Source organism: Rhodococcus wratislaviensis (assembly GCF_041228765.1).
GTDB lineage: Bacteria > Actinomycetota > Actinomycetes > Mycobacteriales > Mycobacteriaceae > Rhodococcus_F > Rhodococcus_F wratislaviensis.
Genome location: NZ_CP150488.1, coordinates 5,571,686 through 5,589,513, shown reverse-complemented (window position 1 = coordinate 5,589,513; position 17,828 = coordinate 5,571,686). Strand labels below are relative to the sequence as shown.

Here is a 17,828-nt window from a genome sequence, read left to right as displayed (position 1 = left end):
ATTGACGGCGAGGCGACCGTGGTGATGGACCAGGACGCGACTGGTGCAGGTGAATTCGCCCAATCTGGACAGCACAGTGAACTTCGAGTCAACACCGCCGACAACCGGCTGCACTCCTCAGCGTGGTTCTCATGGCGATCGCCCTCGTGATCGGCATCATGAACGGACGCAGTGGTTTGAGCTCGGAACCTACGCTGCGCTACTGGTGTTGGTCATCGGCCTGAATGGCTGACTCGCGTGGACGAGGCGACATGGCGCAGTGTAGGGCGGTTCATTGCTCGTCCAAGCGTCGTTCGCTGGCCGGTTTGCTCCTCCTCGAAGGCGCGGTTGATCTCGAAGAGATCGGTAGCGACGTCGTCCGAGACTGACCGCGAAAGGTAGACGCGAATACGTCCCGAATCAACTTACGGTGCAGAGGATTAACGATCGACAGGAAGAGTTTCGGGATTGGGAGATATCGCAGAGCGCCACGCTGCGTCGAGGTGTCAATGACGCACGCGCGGGTTCCGTAGGCGCACAATCGGTGAATGGCTTTTCGGTTCATGCAGGAGACAGCCCGTTTTCTCGCGGTCTCCGATCCCGGCCGGCTGCGGCTTCGTGCCGCTACCGCCACGACGATCACCGTCGTGCTCGCGATGGTGGTGTTGTTACCGGGTTCCAACGCGATCGGCCAGCCACTCACCGTAGCGCTGCTCGGGACGGTCGTCGCGATGCAGTCCTCGGCGGCGGTCAAGGACAGGGATCAGCACAGCAGGGTGGTCACGACACTGCTGCTCGTGTTCCCTGCAATCGCAGCGGTGTCGATGTCCGCGGTGCTGTCCCAGTTCGGGAAGGTCGCCGATGTGGGCTTCATCGCGGTGCTCTTCGCGGCCGTCTGGGTGCGGCGCTACGGCCCGCGAGGTACGGCTCTCGGGATGGTCGCGTTCATCTGCTACTTCTTCGCGCTCTTTCTTCGGGCCCAGCTTGGGCAGATTCCCATCCTCACCGTGTCCATCGTCGTCGGCGTCGGTATCTCGCTCCTCGTCCGTACGGTGATCCTGCCGGACCGGCCCGGGCTCGAACTCAAACGGTTGGTTCGGGCGCTGCGGGCCGCGTCGATCGACGTGCTGGAGGTGGCGTCGAACAGGGGTGATCGGAACCTCGATCTACTCCGCAAGAAACTCGACCGGCTCGGAAGCACCGCGCTGATGATCGACGACTGGCTCGACCGCAACGATGCAGCTCAGCTCCTGAGCGTCACGAACGATGATCTGTCCGTTCGCATCTTCGACGCGCAAATCGCTACCGAACAACTCGTCAGCGCGCTGTGGGCGCTCGACCCGAACAAGTTGTGGCCGAATTCGCTGGGGCAGGCGACCACTGCACTGGGATCGTGCCTGCAGAACAATCCGTCGGACGACCAACTCCGCGCTGCCCGACGCCTCGCCGCCGCGGCTGCAGACAAATCCGATCCATCGACTCCGGCGGGTATCGCGACCGCCGTCGCGATGCGGGCAGTGCAGGCACACATCGCGATTCATCACATCACCAGCAATGCCCTGCGAACAGAATCCGAACCGAGGAAGCAGCCGGACGAGGGCGAAGAAACGGACCCCGGATGGAATCCGAGCACCAAAGCCGCGATCCAGGTAGCCGTCGCGACCAGCGCTGCAACGATTCTCGGTGAGCTCATCTCGCCCGACCGCTGGTACTGGGCGGTCCTGACGGCCTTCCTCGTCTTCACCGGAGCGTCTACCCGCGGTGAGATTCTCTCTCGCGCAGGGCACCGCGTCGTCGGCACCATCGCGGGAGTTCTTGCAGGAGTGGTGCTGTCCGCGTTGGTCGGAAACAACCAGCCGTTGCAGCTGCTCCTGCTCGTCGTCTGCGTATTCTTCGCGTTCTACCTCGTCACGGTTGCCTACGCGTTGCTCTCCTTCTTCGTCACCGTCATGCTTGCGATGCTGTACGGACTGCTCGGCACATTCAGCATCGAGGTACTTGAACTGCGCATCTACGAAACGGCGGCAGGCGGAATCGTCGGAATAGCGGCGGCGTATTTCATCTTCTCCACCGGAACGAGATCGACGCTGATCTCGAAGATCGACGACTACCTCGATCAGATGACTGCCATCATCGACACCGGTATCGGAGCCGTCGTCCAACCAGGCCACGAAACTGACCTCGTCGCCGACATCCGGAAGCTGGACAACACGCTGAAGGACCTGGTCACGGCGGGCAAACCCTTGGAAATGGGACCGACGACGCGGACTCGTCGGGGAGCGAAACGGTTGTTGCGGATCATGACGGTCAGCAATCGGTCGTCTCATGCACTCGCCCGAGCAGGGGTGAGCGCCTCTCGCGGCGAACCGGACAGCGGACCGTCGCAGGAGACCGCGAAGGCATTGGGCCAAGCAGCGGACGTCACCAAGGCAACCATCGCCGACGTCAAACGCGCACTCGCCGGCGAGCACGTAGAGCCTCCGGAGAAACTCACCGAAACCTCGGCACCCGACGTCATGCTGCAGTCGACCACCACGCCCGGGCCGGTTCGCAGTGCCGTCCGCTCGCTCAGCACCCTCAACCGCACGATGGGGGAGGCATTGACGCGTGTCTGATGGGGTCGTACATACTGCTGAGCGAAGCACAAAGCACGCCCGGCGCATGACACCATCACTCCCACCACAAGGTCACCGATAGTGCATCGATGACCGGCAATAGGTCGACGCGGACACAGTGCGCGTCTTCGCGACTACATCGAGGATGGCAGGATCAAGTCATCGAGATCGGAACCTCGATGTGAGATCCGGATCGAGATCTAGGGAGTATCGGCATGGCTCAGGGCATTGTGAAGTGGTTCAACGGTGAGAAGGGCTTCGGTTTCATCGCACCCGACGACGGAACTCCGGACGTCTTCGTGCATTACTCGGAAATCTCGGGCAGCGGTTTCAAGTCGCTCGACGAGAACCAGCGTGTGGAGTTCGAGGTCGGCCAGGGCCAGAAGGGCCCGCAGGCCACGAACGTACGCACTGTCTGACCAGTGCGACTTGGGGACCGCATCCGGTGGGTGCGGTCCCCATCTATATCGTCCGATCGGTATCCGGGTGAGGGAGAGCGTTAACGAGGGTTTCCGCGACCCGCCCCTGCGTGGGCGGACTGAGGGCTGGAGGGGCGACGATCGCTGAGCCAGCGGTCTTGCTGCCATGCCAAGGAGAGCTGAAGAGGGGGAGCGCACCGCCCACGGTTCGCTCGTGGGAGTCATGGCATCGGTCAATGGATTGGTTGTGGCTCGGCCTGAGATGCTGTGTGTGAGAGGACGTCATCCAGGTTTCCCATAGCCTGTTTGGCTTCTTCCGCCGAATGCCCTCTCGCCACTGCTTTCTTGAGCGTGGGCGACGCTGGGTAGTCGATCCGACGTAGCCCGCACCGGCAAATCCCATTCGCGGGAGTCGACGATGATGACCAGACTGCAGGTCGCGATCGCGGTGATCGTGGGCTATTGGCTGGGCCGCTCCCGCCACACGAAGCCGGGCATGATGCTCGCCGCGGCGAGCGCAGGACGCCGCGCCGGCAGCCCGCAAGAGATGGTCGACCACGCCACGATGCTGCTCCAATCATCACCTGAGTTCGCTGCCCTCGACGAATCTGTGCGCGGTCAACTCCTTGACGCGGTGAGGGTGGCGGCCCTGAGCACCGAAACCGCCGGGATTGACATCGACAAGGACCGCCGGGTGGCCGGCGGCGCTGACGAGGCCGTCCAGATTGCCCACGAGACTGTCGAGGACACCGCGTGCTTGACCGGAGATGGCGTCGCCGTCGACACCGTCGGACCCGTCGTCGACGGCACCGAGACCACCGCTACCGAAGTCGGCACAGGTGCGCTTGGCGTCACGGGTGCGCTGACGCGCCGAAGGCGGGCGACGAGAGCGAGAACGCCGGCCGCCGATACGTCCGAACATGCCGACCTGGCGGACTCCGGCAACGATGTGGACGCCGAGAAGGACACGACGGCAGCACTGTCCGACGAGACACCCACCGACAACGCCGCCGCAGCAGCCACACCGCCCACCGCCGAGGTCCGGGCCTGGGCCGCGCCCACGGCATCCCCGTGTCTGTCTGACCGCGGACGACTACGCGTCGAGGTATGGGAGGCCTACGCCGCCGCCCACCCCGGAGCACTGACATCGGGCGGAACTGCTCCGGCCTAGAGCCCCAGGCGCGGGCGTCAGAAGAAGCGGATCCGGGGATGGGCAATTTTCGAAGAATTCCGGCCGGCCGCGGCGTAGCGGTGGCGCACCCAGTCTTCGAGAAAGCGTGGGTTCCTTGTTGGACAAATCGGTCCGCGAAAGGCGGCGAATTTGCGATTGCTCCGAGGCCTGGCCTCCGCGTCGAATGACAGATCTTGGAGCAGAATTTCGTCCAGGGACTCTTGCCGCACGCTTCCTGCGAATGCCGCTCGCCCTTCAGCTTCCCATTCCATCCCTACTGCCACGGACATCAAATAAAACCATGCTCGGTCGTCAGTGAGCAGCGTTGTACGCTTCCGTGATCTCGGTGGGAATGCGCCCGCGGACACCGACTTCATAGCCCTGTTCCTGCGCCCATTCCCGCACTGCCCTCACATGGTCACGGTCGCGCCGCACAGGCTTCCGCTTGACCTCACCGCCCGACGTGAGTGCGCCCGCGGATCGATTCTTGCGGCCACCCACCCTCGTGGCGTGATCGATGTAGTGATCGAGTTTCTTGTGGAACTCCTTCGCGTTTCTCGCCGACAAGTCGATCTCGTAGTCGATTCCATTCACGGAGAAGGCGATCGTCTCGCCCTTTCCCTCCGCAATGGGAGTTCCGTCGATATCGTCGACGTGTTCGACAACAATTTGGCGCGCCATTCCAGCTCCTTTGTCCCTTTTACGCACCCACTCTACGTCCATTACGCAATGCTCGCCTCAGCCAAAAATGCAGCACTCCACTGTATGCACCGAAAATGGAAAATCGGACGGAAATTCTTAGCGAAACGGACATTATCCACCGAGCGGGTCAGCTCTCGAATGCATGGCGGGTGTTGGAAGTAGCCGGGGCCTTGGGGCGACGCGAAGAAGTCCGCGGCGAGGGCGACGGACGGGGGACTCAGTGGAGGCGTTTGCGGATCCGGCCGGTGCGGGCAGTCCGATGTTTCGGGACGGATGGCTACGGGCACGCCGGGAGTATGACGACCGAACACGGAACTACGCATGTCTCCGCATCCGGGTCTGCGGGGGATTGTCCGCTTCCTCCTCTCAGGTCCGGTGGCCGGTTGCACATCGTCGAAGGTCGGCCCTGGCGGCGGGCGCTCGAGTGCGTTGCGGTCGGCGGCCGGGAGGGCAGAAGGCCGTGGCACGGGGCGCCGGACCCCCATGATCGGGATTTGCTGCTGGTTGTGCTCTCGACAGATCCCCGCATGGTGTTGTGTGTCGAGGTGGTGGCCGGAGGTGTGGCCCACCCCGGTGGCAACATCGTGGTACGCCCCTCCGAGACGGTTCTGTTCCGTCACGGCATTCTATTCGATGCGGTGAAAAAGCGTTCAGGACTTCATGTTCGGATGTACGAGAGCTACCGCGGGGCGGATGCGCATGCGATCCTGGACGCCCTCGACAAGGAGTACCACCTCGATACACCGTGGTTCACCCCCGCACGGTGGCTCGAGGGCCACGGGGTCGACTTCTAGCCGGGTGACCAGTCGGGGACGGGCGGCGGTACGAGCTGCCGCCGATCCGCAGCACCGGCCGGGCAGCACGAGCCGCGTGCCCGCTGTCCATCGCCCTGACATGGTCTCGCAGCGTATTCGGGCCACGACCTCGAGGTGTGTCAGCCGTTGGCGTGGAACGGCGCGCCCCGTCCGCGGCTCCGTGGGGTGCGGCGGCGGAGGAGGACCTGGAGGCCGGTGGTGCCGCCGAGCAGCATCATGAGCAGAGCCTTGTGGATGTTCATGGGTTTCCTTCCTATCGGGTGCCGATGGTGTGGCGGTCGGCGGAGAGGGCCGCAATCCGGGGTCTTGATCCCGGCCCCGGGGTGGTGTTACAGGCCGACAACCTGTTCGAGGGCGTGGAGTTCGCCGTCGAGGTGGTCGAGCATCGGGTGCAGGTTCGGGACGGTGCGCCGGCAGCCGGTCAGCCCGAAGACGAGTTGGTCGTCGCTACTGGTGCAGGTGATGTTCAGGGCTTGTCCGGTGACCGGGATCGACAGGGGGTACAGGGAGTCGAGGCGGGCGCCGTTCCAGTACAGCGGGGTGGCGGGTCCGGCGACGTTGGAGATCACCAGGTTAAACGGCGGTCGCTGAGGTCCCCGCCGGCCGAGGAGCATTTCGATGCCGAGGGGGGCGGCACCGAGGGCGCTCATCGCCAGCACTTGGGCGGGGCTCATCGCGCCGAGGGCGTGTTTGCCTTCGCGCATGCAGGTGCGCACGGTGTCGAGGCGGTGGGCGGGGTCGGGCAGGTGGGTGGCGAGGTTGCACATCAGCACCCCGATCCGGTTCCCGCTTGCGGATTCCGGATCGATGCCGCAGCTGGTGGGGCGCAGGGAGACCGGGACCATCGCGATCAGCGGCTCGGCGGGCAGCGCGCCGAGATCGTGAAGGTAGCCGCGCAGAGCTCCGGCGGACATCGCCAGGATGATGTCGTTGACGGTGGCGTCGGCGTGTTTGGCGAGCAGCCGTATCCGTTCGAGCGGCCAGGTGCGAGCGGCGAAGTGCCGGGCACCCCCGATCGAGACGTTGAACATCGTGTGCGGCGCCCGCGTCGACAGCGGCCCGCCCTCGGCGCGTAGGGCGCGGTCCACGGTGCCGGCCAGCGCCGGTGCCAGGCCGACGACTTCCCCGGCCGCGCCGCGGGCTCCGCGCAGGACTCGGCCCGACAGACCCCGCAGATTCGTTGGCGACGATGACACTGGCGCCGGCCCGGCCACGTCGGTCGCCGTCAGGGGTGCGGTGGGTTGCCAGGGGGCGGGCATGCCCCTTCGGGAAGGGTCCGTACTCATGCTGCGGCGCAACAGGTTCATCGCGGACGCGCCGTCGGCGAGGGCGTGGTGAATCTTGGTGTACACCGCGTAACGGCCATCGGCGAGGCCTTCGATCAGGTGCATCTCCCACAGCGGGCGGCTGCGATCGAGTGGCGTGCCGTGCAGTCGCGACACCAATGTCATAAGTTCCGGCATGCCACCCGGGCGGGGGAGGGCGTTGCGGTGCACGTGATAGTCGACGTCGACGTCGGTCGCGGTCTCCCAACCCCACTGCCCGAGGGTGGTCACCGATCGGCGGGCGCGTCGGCGCAGCAGCGGTGCCACCTCGTCGGAGTCCAGCGCCGCCTCGAACAAGGCCCCCATCTCGTCCGTGTCGGTGCCATCCGGTGGGGTGAAGGTCGCCAGGCCGCCGACGTGCATGGGATGCTCCCGCGACTCGCCGAGGAGGAACAGCGAATCGGTCGGTGACATCGGCAGCAGCATGTGAGGTGTCCTTTCCGTTCGTCCGGATCGGTACCTGCACTGCCACTGCGGGTGCTTCCGGGCGTGGGGTTCAGCTCTAGGTAATCGGGTCGTAAGATAACGGTTAGGTGTGGTTCACGTCACAAACCGGCATCCCTGTTCAGTTGTACAGGACGCGCGGACGACCGCGCGAGGCCGAAAGTCCCGGATAGGACAAGTCGGGCAATTCGCCGGTCCGCCGGACGGGGATCGAGGGCGGGGCCGGCGCCACGTTTCGTAGTCGGCGATCGGGCTGTCCGAGCCGGGCGCAGGGTGATCTTTCTCGAGCCGGGAGCAGTTGGCCCCAAGCTTCCGCCACCGTCGACCCCGTCGGGGGATTGCGGCCCCCTGTGGATGATCCGTGGGCAAGGTCCATCCCGGCCGCCGCTGCCCTCGAATTCACTTCATTATGTTGTTGGGATTGATCCACAGACAGCTTGTCGTCGCCACTGTCCGTCTCGAATGACGGCCACCCGCTTGCGGCAGTCGCCGAAAGCGGGTGGCAGATTATCCTTCTGGGCGGTTCGATAACTCACGCCATCTCGGGGACGTGTAGATGCGCGATGGCCAGCTCGAACTCGCAAGTATCGAGAACCTCGGCGTTCGCCTCGCGAACTCCTTCGTCCCGGATGCTGTCGATGCGTTCTCTGTTGCGTTCCATCGCCTCGGCGCTGTCGAATGTCAGCGACGACACCCCGCGACCCGCGGCGTGGTCGAGCATCAGGCTGGCGCTGCAGAAGCCGTCGAGTACCTCCATCTTGGGCAGTGCGGCCATCTTCCACACGTCGACGGCGCGGTCCATGTGGGCCGGCTCGGTCTTGATCCAGGTGACCCGGCAACAGGCCCCGCGATCCGAATGGTGGTCGCGATGCATGACAGCGATGTCCCACCGCGAGACCTCCGTGGTGCCGTGGAAGACCTCGGCTGCGTCGTCACGCAGCTTCAGGACCGGTCCCTCGCTGGCGCGCAGAGATTCCTCGTCTCGCCATGAACTGGTCGCGATGCACCGGCCCGAGCCGCGATCGACCAGCAGGGACATTCCGAGGCAGCCCTCGGTGTCCGCCAGCGCGGGCATCACAGTGTCGCGTACATGCTTGATCCCGGCGTCGATGTACGACGGATGCGCATGAATTGTTGTTGAGCGTGCGAACACGATCGGCACCCTTCTCCTCAGGGCGGCGCCGACGCGGCGTCGCCGGTCATTTCCCCGTGTTTCACACTGCTCCCCCTATCCGCCGGAGGCAATGGGCGGTGGCCGTCGCCGGCTTGGATCTGCAGCTGCGCTTTTCGATCACCGACATGAGATCGTGATCGAGGCGTCGATAGGTGCGCAGCCATACCTGACCCCTTGCTGCGGCACGTTCGCGCACAACCTGCGAACGGGTGGTCATCGTTGCAGATCGTTCTGGGGGCGCAGAGTTTCTCGAGTTGCGTTTCTCGCAGGGTTCTCAATCCGGCTGGCAGTGCCCCGGATGCGACGACGCACCCAGTGCTGGGGAGCGTGTCACCAAGTCCGGCTGCCGGACCTGTCCGTGCAGTCCGGCGGTGTGGTTATTCGAAAGTCTTCTCGAGGGGGGGGTGTTGAAATGCTGTCTACCGCCAAGTACGGGCGCAGTCCGATCTCCACATCGTCGTCGGTCGATGACGGGCAGAAGCTGGATGGTCGCCCACTGGGAGCGACCACCCAGCTATTTCACGCGTGGAGCGCCGGCTACGGACGGTCGCTGCGCGGGCTGGTATTGCTCAGAGTTTCAGTAAGGCCAGTGCGTTGGTGCGTGCGATCTTGATGTGGTCGTTGTTGTTGATTTCGAGTCGGTCGAACCAATCGGCCGCTTCGCGCATGTCCTCGAACGGGTAGTCGGCGGCGAACAGCAGGCGGTCGGCGCCGACTTCCTGGATGGTTTCAGTAGCGCCGGGGTGCGGAAGTTTCCGCTGGTGGTGAGGTAGAAGTTGTTGCGGAGGTAGTGGCCGAACGAGTGCTGGCTGTCGATGCCGCGCGGTGTCACCGCGATGCGGTGGTCGGTTCGCCAGATGTTGAACGGCAGCAGTTCTCCGAGGTGGCCGAGGAGGATGTTCAGGTTGGGGTGCCGATCGAACAGTCCGCTGCCCATCAGGCGGAGTGCGTGGGCTCCGGTTTCGACGGAGAACGCCCATGCGGAACCGTAGAGCCAGGGGTGGCCGTGGTATTGCGGGGTGGTGGATTCGAGGGGGTCACGCGGGTGCAGGTAGACGGGGACGTCGAGTTCGGCGACGGTGGACCAGAATTCGGCGTATCGGGGGTCGTCGAGGTAGACGACGGTGTTTTCGTCGCCGAATTGGGAGAATCCGTTGACGAGGGCGCCGACGAGGCCGAGTTCGGTGACGGCGCGGCGTATTTCGGTGGTGGCTGCGGCGGGGTCCTGCATGGGTAGTGCGGCGAATGAGGCGAATCGGTCCGGGCGGTGGGCGACGTGTTTGGCGGCGTAGTCGTTGAGTTGTTGTGCCCAGTCGACGGCCTGGGCGGCGTCGTGCAGGGACTGGATACCGGGGGACAGAAGGGAGGGGACGGCCGGGTCGATGTCGCACTCGTCCATCAGGTGCAGGCGGGTGTCGTGGATGTCGGGCAGCATGTCCCGGTAGGCCAGGCGTCGGCGCGGAAGTGGGCGGCCTCACCGGTCAGGGCTTGCTGGGCGGCGGCGATTCCGAAGGCTTGTCCGGTGGCGAACGCGGTTCCCATCACTCGGAGAGAGGCCGCCCATCACGCGGGCGCGACCCGCGGTGGCTCGGTCGCTCCGAACTCCCGGCCCATGGCCATCGTGCCGACCAGGATCTGGACGTCGAGCACGATTGCGGTTGAGCCTGGATCCACCGATAGGGGCGGGTCGGGTGATGGGTTCGGTTGTGGCCGTTGATGGGCTGTCAGGGGTGTGGGTGATCGCCCGACCGATGTGTCGGGTTGTTCCACTGGGTCTTTCGGGTCGGGGCCGGGGGTGGCCGGGCGGATTAGGTGACCTGGGGTCTTCGATGTCGGGTGTGGGTGAAGAGTTGGTTCCATTCGGATTCCCAGGGCCAGCGCCGCGGCAGGTGCAGGGTGAGGCGGCGGGCCGAGGACGCGATCCGCGCCGGGACCGAGATCAGGGTCCGGCGGATGGTGGCGGTCGTCGCCTTGGCCAGGCGGGCCCCGGTGAGGGTGGCGGCGGCGCGGGTGAGATTGAACGCCATCACCGCAAGCACCAGCCAGGCACTGTTGGCGGCGAACCGCCCCGACGGCAGGTGCGCGAGCGCGGAGTTCTTCAGGTCGGCGTGGACCTGCTCGATGATCGCGTGCCCGCGGTGGATCTTGTCCGCGGCCACGGTGTCCAGGACGGCGGGGTCGGTGGTGGTGAAGAACGCGTGGAACCGCCAGGCGTCGAACAACGTGCCCTGACCATCGGTGTGTTCCCGCAGGTCGGGGATGCGGCGCACCACCAACCGGCCCGGTGTCCGCTCGGAGGCGAGGCGGGTGAACGCGGTGAAGTCGATCTCGGCGACCTCGGCGCGGGAGATCCACCGGCCGGCCTGTTCGTCGTAGACGGCGTCGGTGTATTCGATCGGGGTCCACGCATCCTCGTCGATGGCGGCGATCGCCGCCTTCACCGTCGCGGTCATCCGCACCGTGACCGAGACGTCGGCGCCGGAGCGCAGTGCCGCGGACACGGTCGGGTGCCCGTAGAAGGCCGAGTCGGCCCGCACCAGCACAGACCCCGGTGACAGCTGCGGGCGCAGGCGGCCGAGTGTGGCGAGGGCGTCGCTGACCATCCGGGATGCCCCGCGTGGGGATCCGCAGCCGCCGCGGCGCAGGCGTTGGCCGACGATCACCGGTGCCCGCCCGTCGGTGGTGGCGGTGGCGATCAGCGCGTTCAACCCCCGGACCCCCGTATATCCGTAGCCCGAACCCTGCTTGGCGTGCCCGTGCACCTCGACGATGGTGTCGTCGAGGTCGACGAGGATCCGCCCACCTGATTCGGGCCCACCGACCAGCGGTGTTCGTTCGGCCAGGCCTTGCAGGAATCGGGCGGCGACGGCGTCGAGTTGGCGGACGTGCCCGAAGGAGAACGTCCGCAGGAAGGAGCCCAGCGTCGACGGGGCGTACGGGCGGTCGAATACCGTGGGCATGGCGCCGTGCCGCAGCAGCGCCATGTCGTCGATGCTGTCGGCGCCGGCGACCATGCCCGCTACCAGTGCGGTCACCTTCCGGCCCGCGTGTGCGCCCTTGTCGGTGGGCAGCGTCAGATGCTCGTCTGCCAGGTCATCGAGGCCGCAGTCCTGAGCCAACCCCAGGACCGGGACCAGTCCGGCCGCGGCGAGGAGATTGCGGTCGTCGAACGCCGAGGCCGTCACCGGGTGGGTGTGGGATAGTTGCACCCTAGAGATGCCCTTCGTGTCGATCGAACTGGTTCTGTGAGAAGTCCAATTCTTTCAGCACGCAAGGGCATCTCGCCGTTTCGACTCACCTACCCCGACACCACATCGGTGGATCCAGGTTGAGGCGAGCACGTGGCCGGCGTCGACTCGTTCACGAGCTGCAGCGCGCGTCGATCCGTGTCGATATCGGCCACGGTTTCCCGGAACAACTGCATGTTACTTGAATTCTCATGAAAACGCCGAGGCGTTCAAGATCAATTCAATGGATGCTGCAACTCGATCGCCGAGTCGGTGGCGAGGTACGCTGCAAGTTCTGCGATTGCTGCCGTAACCGACTAATGTGCCGGGCGGAACACAGTCGAGACGGAGCACAAGGGTGAGTTTATGCACCCCGGATAAACACATTAGATCTCCGATCGATTCGCGATTCGCGATTCGATTGGAATAGGAAATAGGAGTAAGGAAGGATGACGACTTCCGGAAGGGATGCGATATTCGAGACTCTCTTGGAATCGGCCAAGCGCCTCTCATTCGATCCGCGGGACCCGCTAGTTTGCCAACCTGATTCAGACGGCGACGAATTTCACGGGATGACACCCGAGTGGTCACCTCTCTTCGGCACCGCTACGTGGGACTCCATGGCAGAGTCGGAACGCGTCCGCCTCACCAGAAGCGAGGTCGCGCAGTTCTTGGGCGTCGGAATCTGGCTGGAGGTGGGATTGCAGGTGGCATTGCTGCGGGCCAGTCACAGTGCGGACCCCGCCCGCTCGGACGTCAAGTTCCTGTTCAACGAATGCGCCGACGAGAACCTGCATTCGTTGATGTTCGTCAACGTCATCGACAGCATCGGATCGCACTTCTATCGACGCGACCGCTCACTGGACTTTTTCGGATGGCTGTTCAGGACCATCGCGTGGGACGAGGTGGCGTACGGAATCGTTCTGGCCGGAGAAGAGATCTTCGACGTCATGCAACGTGACTGGATGGCGAGCGAAGACGTCGCTGCGCCCATCCGCAGGGCATGCTATATCCATGTTATCGAGGAATCCCGGCACATGGCGTACGCGCGTCAGAAAATCCGCACCCGGCTGATTAAGATTTCGCGCGTCCGACGGTTTATCAGCATCCTGGTCATCGCGATTGGAACGCATCTCGTCGCGAAGAGCCTGATCAATCGTCGAATGTACGAGGACCTCGGCCTGGATTGGAAAGTCGTGGGACCGGAAATCGCCGCAAATGAACACCACCGGATAATGTTCCGCAGGGCCGCAGAACCGTTTATCGAATTCCTGAGCAGAGAAGGGCTGCTGAATTTCGGCGCGCGATGGATCTACCGAAAATCGAATCTTCTCTGAGCAAGCAGGAGTCGTTATGACCCACGTTGTCCTGGGGCATTGCTGTAAGGATGCCTCGTGCGTGCGGGTGTGCCCGCAGAATTGCATTCATCCCGCCCCCGGCGAAGCGGGTTTCGAGTCGGCCGAGACGCTGTTCATCGACCCGCGCTCGTGTATCGATTGCACCGCCTGTGTCGAGGCCTGCCCGGCGTCTGCCATCAAACCCGAGTGGACGTTGACCGTCACCGAACGGCCCTACGCGGCCCGAAACGCAGAGTTCTTCGAGCAAGCTCCCGCCAAGTCCCGGCCCCGGTCGCGACGGATCCGCTTCGAGCAACCGCTGGGGAGGCCGAGCGACAGGCTGAGGATCGCCGTCGTTGGATCCGGGCCGGCGGCGATGTACACCATTCGCGAACTCCTTCGGCGATCGACCTCGGTACGCATCACCGTCTTCGAACAGCACGGCGAGATCGGGGGCCTACTGCACCGGGGCGTCTCCCGGGACCACGTCGGCGTTCGCGATATGATCCGGCTCTTCGACGTGCCCTTCAACGACGATCGCGTCACGATCGTGCACAACACAGAAGTCGGGGTGGATGTCTCGGTCGAAGACCTCCGAAACAGATTCGACGCCATAGTGCTCGCGTGTGGCGCTTCACAGCCCCGGAGACTCGGGCCCACGACTGTGGACCGCGGCGAGGGTATCTATGAGGCCATCGACATTCTGGTGGCCGAGAACTGTGGGGCGTACGGCTTTCGCCCGCGCGGGCCGCTGGGACCGAGATCCCTCGTGATCGGGGCGGGAAACGTCGCCTTCGATGTCATCCGATGGATGGCCAAGACACGCGACCGAGGTGCCGCGGCCCAAGCGGTGACGGAGGTGGTGGTGTTGTCGCGATCGACCCCGGATCGCGCCTCCTTCACGCCGTCGGCGTTCTATGAGCTTCTCGACCTCGAGAACGCCGAGGTGCTGATCGACCGCTACGGCCGTCCGCCGGGCGCCGGTGCAGACGCCCCGCTGCTACGCGACCTTTCCGCTTTGCCCGCTGCCGATATCTGGGCGGCAGACGGCCCGACCGCCACCGACGAGGGCAGGCTGCGCGTTGTTTTGTCCTTCGGACAGGAGGTGACCGATCTCGGGAAGACAGTGGCCGGCGGTGTCGCCGTCACCACGACGACCGGTCGGACCTTCCTCGCGGACTCCGCGATATGCGCCACCGGATTCACGACGAAGCAGATAGATGGCATCCCCGTGGACGAGCGGGGGGTCGTGCCCAACCGCCGAGGACGAGTGATCTCGCTCGAGACGGGCGAATCGCTCGACGGACTGTATGTGGTCGGCTGGGCGAAACGAGGCGCCTCCGGCGGCGTCGGCGACAACCGTAGCTGCGCCACGGGAACCGTGACGGAACTCGCCGCAGACCTGCACTCGCGGGTGTGACGCCCGGTTGGGCCTGAGTTGGCTCATTTCGTTAGTGCGTGAGTCCGGGTCCGGTGATCTTGTCGATGAGGTCGCGGGTGTCGGGGTCGAGTTCGGGTGGGAATGTGTGTCGGGTGCCGTTGATCGCGATGGTGGCCGAGCGGAGAGGTCGGAGTCGTTTGAGGACGTTGCCGATCGCTAGTCCGCTGCGGTGTTGGGCCAGGTAGGACACCGCCAGGGCGGCGAACACGATGGTCAGGTGCGCTTCGATCGCGTCGCGGGTGCGGTGGAAGATCGGCCTGGCTCTCAGGTCAGTTTTCGACATGCGGAACGACTGCTCGACGTGCCAGAGGTCGTGATACTTGCCGATCACCTCGCCGGGTTCCATCAGGGTGGCGGGGATGTTGGTGACATAGCCTTTCAACCCGATCAGCGACCGGGCCCGCTCGATCGATGCGGTGTCGAGGCTGCGTCCCTTGCCGGTGGTCTTGACGAACCGGGTCGATTTCGGGGCTTTCGCCCCGTCGACGACCTCGCGGGCTCGGGTTTCCTGGGCGTTCAAGGTCTGGTTGTCGCGGACCGCGCGGCGTTTCGAGTACTGCCAGACCGCCCGCCACGACTTCGGGTGCCTGGCCGGATCCCAGACCGGTTCGGTGCGGTGACGGATGTTGTTGACGGTGCTCTTCGCATGCCGCGGCGTGACGGTGTCGATGACTTGTCCGTCGACGAAAACGTCTCCTTTCCAATGGAAATGGTTCGACAGATCGATGGGTGCTTTGGTGACGCGGGAGCCGACGATGAACTTCAGGCCGGCGTCGTCGAGGTCCTTCAAGTTACCGGCGGAGAGCATCCCGGCGTCGGCGGCGACGACCATCTCGACCCCGGTGATGTCGTGGCGGGTCTGGAACTGCCGGATGATCGGGACGATGGTGTGGGTTTCGGCCTTGTTCCCCTCGAAACATCCGACTTCCAAGGGGAATCCGGTCCGGTCGACGAGCAGACCGACCACGATCTGCGGATCGACGCGGCGTTCTTTCGAGTAGCCGACCTTGCGGAGCTCGTCTTCCTTCTCCGCCTCGAAATACAAGGTCGTGACGTCGTAGAGGATCAGGGACAGGCCACCTGTTTCGGCGGCATGCTCGAAACATTTCGTCGCGATCTGGTCCCGGTAGTCGCGGTCGACGATCCACCGCAGGTGCCGCTTGATCGTGGCGTAGCTCGCCGGGGCCTTCCCGAGGTCACGAACCACCCTGGCGGCGTCGAGTTTCGAGCCGGGCTCGACGATTCGGGCGATCACTAGATCCCGGAACACCTCGTCGCCGAGCACTCCGAAACCGAGCTGGTCGTAGAGACTTTCGAGGATCTGCCGCAGTACCACCGACCCCGTCGACGCGGTCCGCCCCGGCGCATCGACGACCGGCCGGTCATCCGCGGCTGGCAACAACACGCCCTGGCCCGCCGCCAGGACGCTCGCCGCCGGTGTTTGCGGGGTGACGCCCAGGTCGAGGGCCTGTTGATCGGGCTCGATCCACGCTCGGGCCCGCTCGAGAAGCATCCCGAGCTCGACATCGGTGTGCGCTGACCCGATGTGCTTGACGATCTCCTGCCGGCCGTTGACATAGCGGGCGACCTGCACCGCTGTGGCCCCGGACTTCGTCCGGACCCGCCTGATGAACGTCACCCGACGAGGGTAGACCGGCGCCGTTAGTGCGTGAAACCGCCGCCGTAGACACGAGAAGTGCCAGGTCAAGAGATTGGAACGTCATTCCTCACCGAGAAGTGAGCCAAGACAGGTGTATGTGGTCGGCTGGGCGAAACGAGGCGCCTCCGGCGGCGTCGGCGACAACCGTAGCTGCGCCACGGGAACCGTGACGGAACTCGCCGCAGACCTGCACTCGCGGGTGTGACGCCCGGTTGGGCCGGGTAGCCCACACGGCACGAATAGGTCCACGGGTCACGCTCGGGTCCTGCTCACGGGGCTCGGCAGCGCGGCGTCCGGTTCTCGGGGTCAGCCGGAAACAGGCCGGGCTATCGCTTGGCCGTGCCCGCCACCATCAGGATTCGGTGCGCTTCCTGAGCTGCCTTTGCCGCCCGGCTACGTGGCGGTTCCGCTGTCGGGAGTTCTTCGAGGCCGTGGGCCAGTGCCGAAACCGCGTCGGTCAGCGCCTGCACCCTGTCCTCCATGGCGTTCAGTCGGCGATGCTCGGCGGAGGCTCGCGGCGCGGCGGCAGGGGTGGGGGTTTCGCTCGCGAGTTCGCCGCGGAGCCCGCTCGGCATCTGTGCGAACACATGGTCGAGTTGCCCGGGCGAGAACAGCGCACTCAGCCCGGCGGAGATTGCACTGGCGGTGGCGGGGACGTCGGCTGGGCTGATGCCGCCTTCGTATGCGAACAGGGTGGTGAACCCGGTGGTGTCGTAACGGATGGGCACCTTGCTCGGTACCCAGCCCTCGAAATAGACTCCGCGCAGGAACTCGGGCAGCTGCGCGGCGAGATGCACTGTGCTGTCCACGGTGAGCCGGTCGCGAACCAGATGTAGCCATGCCCGCAGCACCCGGTAGGTGTAGTTGCGGTCTTCGGTCCCGAGCCGCTCGGCGACAACCTTCAGCCACTCATGTGCGGTGTGCTGGGCGTGCGCGAGAGGGTCGTTGTGGTGTGTCATGAGGTCCTCCTACAATGTCGTGCCTGTCTCCATGATCGTCCGCCCCGATGGCCGCCAACAGGGGCGACTGACCTTCAATGCGGGGCAGATCCGGCTTCGATCGCGTCGGGTGGACGGTGAGCAGCCGTTGGACTCCCGAATAGCCGGTGTTCGCTGTTGTCCCTTGATCACGCCGAGCAGGACCAGCCGGGCGACCTTGTGGCGCAGCCCAGCGCTGACGGCGGCGTCCACCACGGCATCGATGTCCTTGGGCCCTATGGGTGCGGTCGGGGAAGGTGTGCGCGGGACGTTATTCGACGCTGCCCGTGGGATAGGCGTCGGGACGTTGAGGTCGAGCGTGGAGCCGGGCAACTGTGCGGGGCTGTAGTTGTGTGGCCGCTCTACCGGCACTGTGGGCCTCCACGGCGGGGGCACATGTTCGTGGCCCCGAAGACGTAGCTGTCTTTGTCGGTCACACGCTCCCACTCGAAATCGACGGGCTCGCCGAGGATCGCCTCGCGGAAGCCGCTGCTGAGCAGAAACGGATTTGCCGGATCTGGCCTTGGGGCGCTTGTCGGACC

15 protein-coding genes and 1 pseudogene are annotated in these 17,828 nt (G+C 65.0%); 6 read left to right on the top strand and 10 right to left on the bottom strand.

The genetic code is table 11. The features are described 5' to 3' along the window. The first annotated feature begins 527 nt into the window (after positions 1 to 527). From WKC72_RS25765 to WKC72_RS25755, 3 genes are all read left to right on the top strand, one after another. On the top strand, positions 528 to 2,594 hold the full coding sequence (locus WKC72_RS25765) for an FUSC family protein (RefSeq protein ID WP_370180121.1): 2,067 nt from the start codon (positions 528 to 530) through the stop codon (positions 2,592 to 2,594). A gap of 215 nt (positions 2,595 to 2,809) precedes the next feature. Next, positions 2,810 to 3,013, top strand: coding sequence for a cold-shock protein (locus WKC72_RS25760; RefSeq protein WP_037227806.1), 204 nt, complete (start codon positions 2,810 to 2,812; stop codon positions 3,011 to 3,013). A 418-nt stretch (positions 3,014 to 3,431) separates the two neighbouring features. Next, entirely contained in the window at positions 3,432 to 4,184 is a 753-nt protein-coding gene (locus tag WKC72_RS25755; protein ID WP_370180118.1) for a hypothetical protein, read from the top strand. 312 nt (positions 4,185 to 4,496) lie between these two features. Here the strand turns inward: WKC72_RS25755 and WKC72_RS25750 are convergent, their stop codons facing one another. Then, positions 4,497 to 4,865, bottom strand: a complete 369-nt coding sequence (locus WKC72_RS25750) for an Lsr2 family protein (RefSeq protein WP_370184508.1) — start codon at positions 4,863 to 4,865, stop codon at positions 4,497 to 4,499. Positions 4,866 to 5,554: 689 nt separating this feature from the next. On the opposite strand from WKC72_RS25750, the gene WKC72_RS25745 reads away from it, so the two are divergent. Continuing rightward, complete coding sequence (locus WKC72_RS25745; RefSeq protein WP_257237409.1) at positions 5,555 to 5,680, top strand: hypothetical protein; 126 nt, start codon at positions 5,555 to 5,557, stop codon at positions 5,678 to 5,680. 140 nt (positions 5,681 to 5,820) lie between these two features. On the opposite strand, the gene WKC72_RS25740 is transcribed toward WKC72_RS25745, so the two are convergent. From WKC72_RS25740 to WKC72_RS25710, 7 genes and pseudogenes are all read right to left on the bottom strand, one after another. Continuing rightward, entirely contained in the window at positions 5,821 to 5,943 is a 123-nt protein-coding gene (locus WKC72_RS25740) for a hypothetical protein (protein WP_268748073.1), read from the bottom strand. 87 nt (positions 5,944 to 6,030) lie between these two features. Next, positions 6,031 to 7,452, bottom strand: a complete 1,422-nt coding sequence (locus tag WKC72_RS25735; protein ID WP_128638784.1) for a wax ester/triacylglycerol synthase family O-acyltransferase — start codon at positions 7,450 to 7,452, stop codon at positions 6,031 to 6,033. Positions 7,453 to 8,002: 550 nt separating this feature from the next. Beyond that, positions 8,003 to 8,632, bottom strand: coding sequence for a hypothetical protein (locus tag WKC72_RS25730; RefSeq protein ID WP_370180115.1), 630 nt, complete (start codon positions 8,630 to 8,632; stop codon positions 8,003 to 8,005). A 581-nt stretch (positions 8,633 to 9,213) separates the two neighbouring features. Further along, positions 9,214 to 9,624 (bottom strand): amidohydrolase family protein, encoded by a 411-nt coding sequence (locus tag WKC72_RS25725; protein ID WP_370184506.1) that lies wholly within the window; start codon positions 9,622 to 9,624, stop codon positions 9,214 to 9,216. Next, positions 9,576 to 10,043: pseudogene (locus WKC72_RS25720) on the bottom strand (amidohydrolase family protein); the annotation flags it as partial. The pseudogene WKC72_RS25720 and the gene WKC72_RS25725, both read right to left, overlap by 49 nt. Beyond that, the gene (locus tag WKC72_RS25715; RefSeq protein WP_370180113.1) at positions 10,043 to 10,186 is read right to left on the bottom strand and encodes a hypothetical protein; all 144 of its coding nucleotides are present in this window, start codon (positions 10,184 to 10,186) and stop codon (positions 10,043 to 10,045) included. The pseudogene WKC72_RS25720 and the gene WKC72_RS25715, both read right to left, overlap by 1 nt. Positions 10,187 to 10,452: 266 nt before the next feature. Then, the gene (locus tag WKC72_RS25710) at positions 10,453 to 11,853 is read right to left on the bottom strand and encodes an IS1380-like element ISRop1 family transposase (protein WP_370180111.1); all 1,401 of its coding nucleotides are present in this window, start codon (positions 11,851 to 11,853) and stop codon (positions 10,453 to 10,455) included. A gap of 467 nt (positions 11,854 to 12,320) precedes the next feature. Between WKC72_RS25710 and WKC72_RS25705 the strand changes: the two genes are divergently transcribed. Both WKC72_RS25705 and WKC72_RS25700 read left to right on the top strand, forming a co-directional pair. Next, complete coding sequence (locus WKC72_RS25705) at positions 12,321 to 13,208, top strand: diiron oxygenase (protein WP_370180108.1); 888 nt, start codon at positions 12,321 to 12,323, stop codon at positions 13,206 to 13,208. A gap of 16 nt (positions 13,209 to 13,224) precedes the next feature. Further along, positions 13,225 to 14,628 (top strand): FAD-dependent oxidoreductase, encoded by a 1,404-nt coding sequence (locus WKC72_RS25700; RefSeq protein ID WP_370180106.1) that lies wholly within the window; start codon positions 13,225 to 13,227, stop codon positions 14,626 to 14,628. Between the two features lie 31 nt (positions 14,629 to 14,659). On the opposite strand, the gene WKC72_RS25695 is transcribed toward WKC72_RS25700, so the two are convergent. Further along, complete coding sequence (locus WKC72_RS25695; RefSeq protein WP_370180103.1) at positions 14,660 to 16,288, bottom strand: IS1634 family transposase; 1,629 nt, start codon at positions 16,286 to 16,288, stop codon at positions 14,660 to 14,662. 347 nt (positions 16,289 to 16,635) lie between these two features. Beyond that, entirely contained in the window at positions 16,636 to 17,268 is a 633-nt protein-coding gene (locus tag WKC72_RS25690) for a DUF2267 domain-containing protein (RefSeq protein ID WP_370180101.1), read from the bottom strand. Positions 17,269 to 17,828 lie beyond the last annotated feature (560 nt).

Bases quoted from the DNA above. Each gene is read 5' to 3' on its own strand.
- WKC72_RS25765 (WP_370180121.1), top strand. From the start codon at position 528: ATGGCTTTTCGGTTCATGCAGGAGACAGCCCGTTTTCTCGCGGTCTCC.
- WKC72_RS25760 (WP_037227806.1), top strand. From the start codon at position 2,810: ATGGCTCAGGGCATTGTGAAGTGGTTCAACGGTGAGAAGGGCTTCGGT.
- WKC72_RS25755 (WP_370180118.1), top strand. From the start codon at position 3,432: ATGATGACCAGACTGCAGGTCGCGATCGCGGTGATCGTGGGCTATTGG.
- WKC72_RS25750 (WP_370184508.1), bottom strand. From the start codon at position 4,865: ATGGCGCGCCAAATTGTTGTCGAACACGTCGACGATATCGACGGAACT.
- WKC72_RS25745 (WP_257237409.1), top strand. From the start codon at position 5,555: ATGTACGAGAGCTACCGCGGGGCGGATGCGCATGCGATCCTGGACGCC.
- WKC72_RS25740 (WP_268748073.1), bottom strand. From the start codon at position 5,943: ATGAACATCCACAAGGCTCTGCTCATGATGCTGCTCGGCGGCACCACC.
- WKC72_RS25735 (WP_128638784.1), bottom strand. From the start codon at position 7,452: ATGCTGCTGCCGATGTCACCGACCGATTCGCTGTTCCTCCTCGGCGAG.
- WKC72_RS25725 (WP_370184506.1), bottom strand. From the start codon at position 9,624: ATGGGCGTTCTCCGTCGAAACCGGAGCCCACGCACTCCGCCTGATGGG.
- WKC72_RS25715 (WP_370180113.1), bottom strand. From the start codon at position 10,186: ATGGGAACCGCGTTCGCCACCGGACAAGCCTTCGGAATCGCCGCCGCC.
- WKC72_RS25705 (WP_370180108.1), top strand. From the start codon at position 12,321: ATGACGACTTCCGGAAGGGATGCGATATTCGAGACTCTCTTGGAATCG.
- WKC72_RS25700 (WP_370180106.1), top strand. From the start codon at position 13,225: ATGACCCACGTTGTCCTGGGGCATTGCTGTAAGGATGCCTCGTGCGTG.
- WKC72_RS25690 (WP_370180101.1), bottom strand. From the start codon at position 17,268: ATGACACACCACAACGACCCTCTCGCGCACGCCCAGCACACCGCACAT.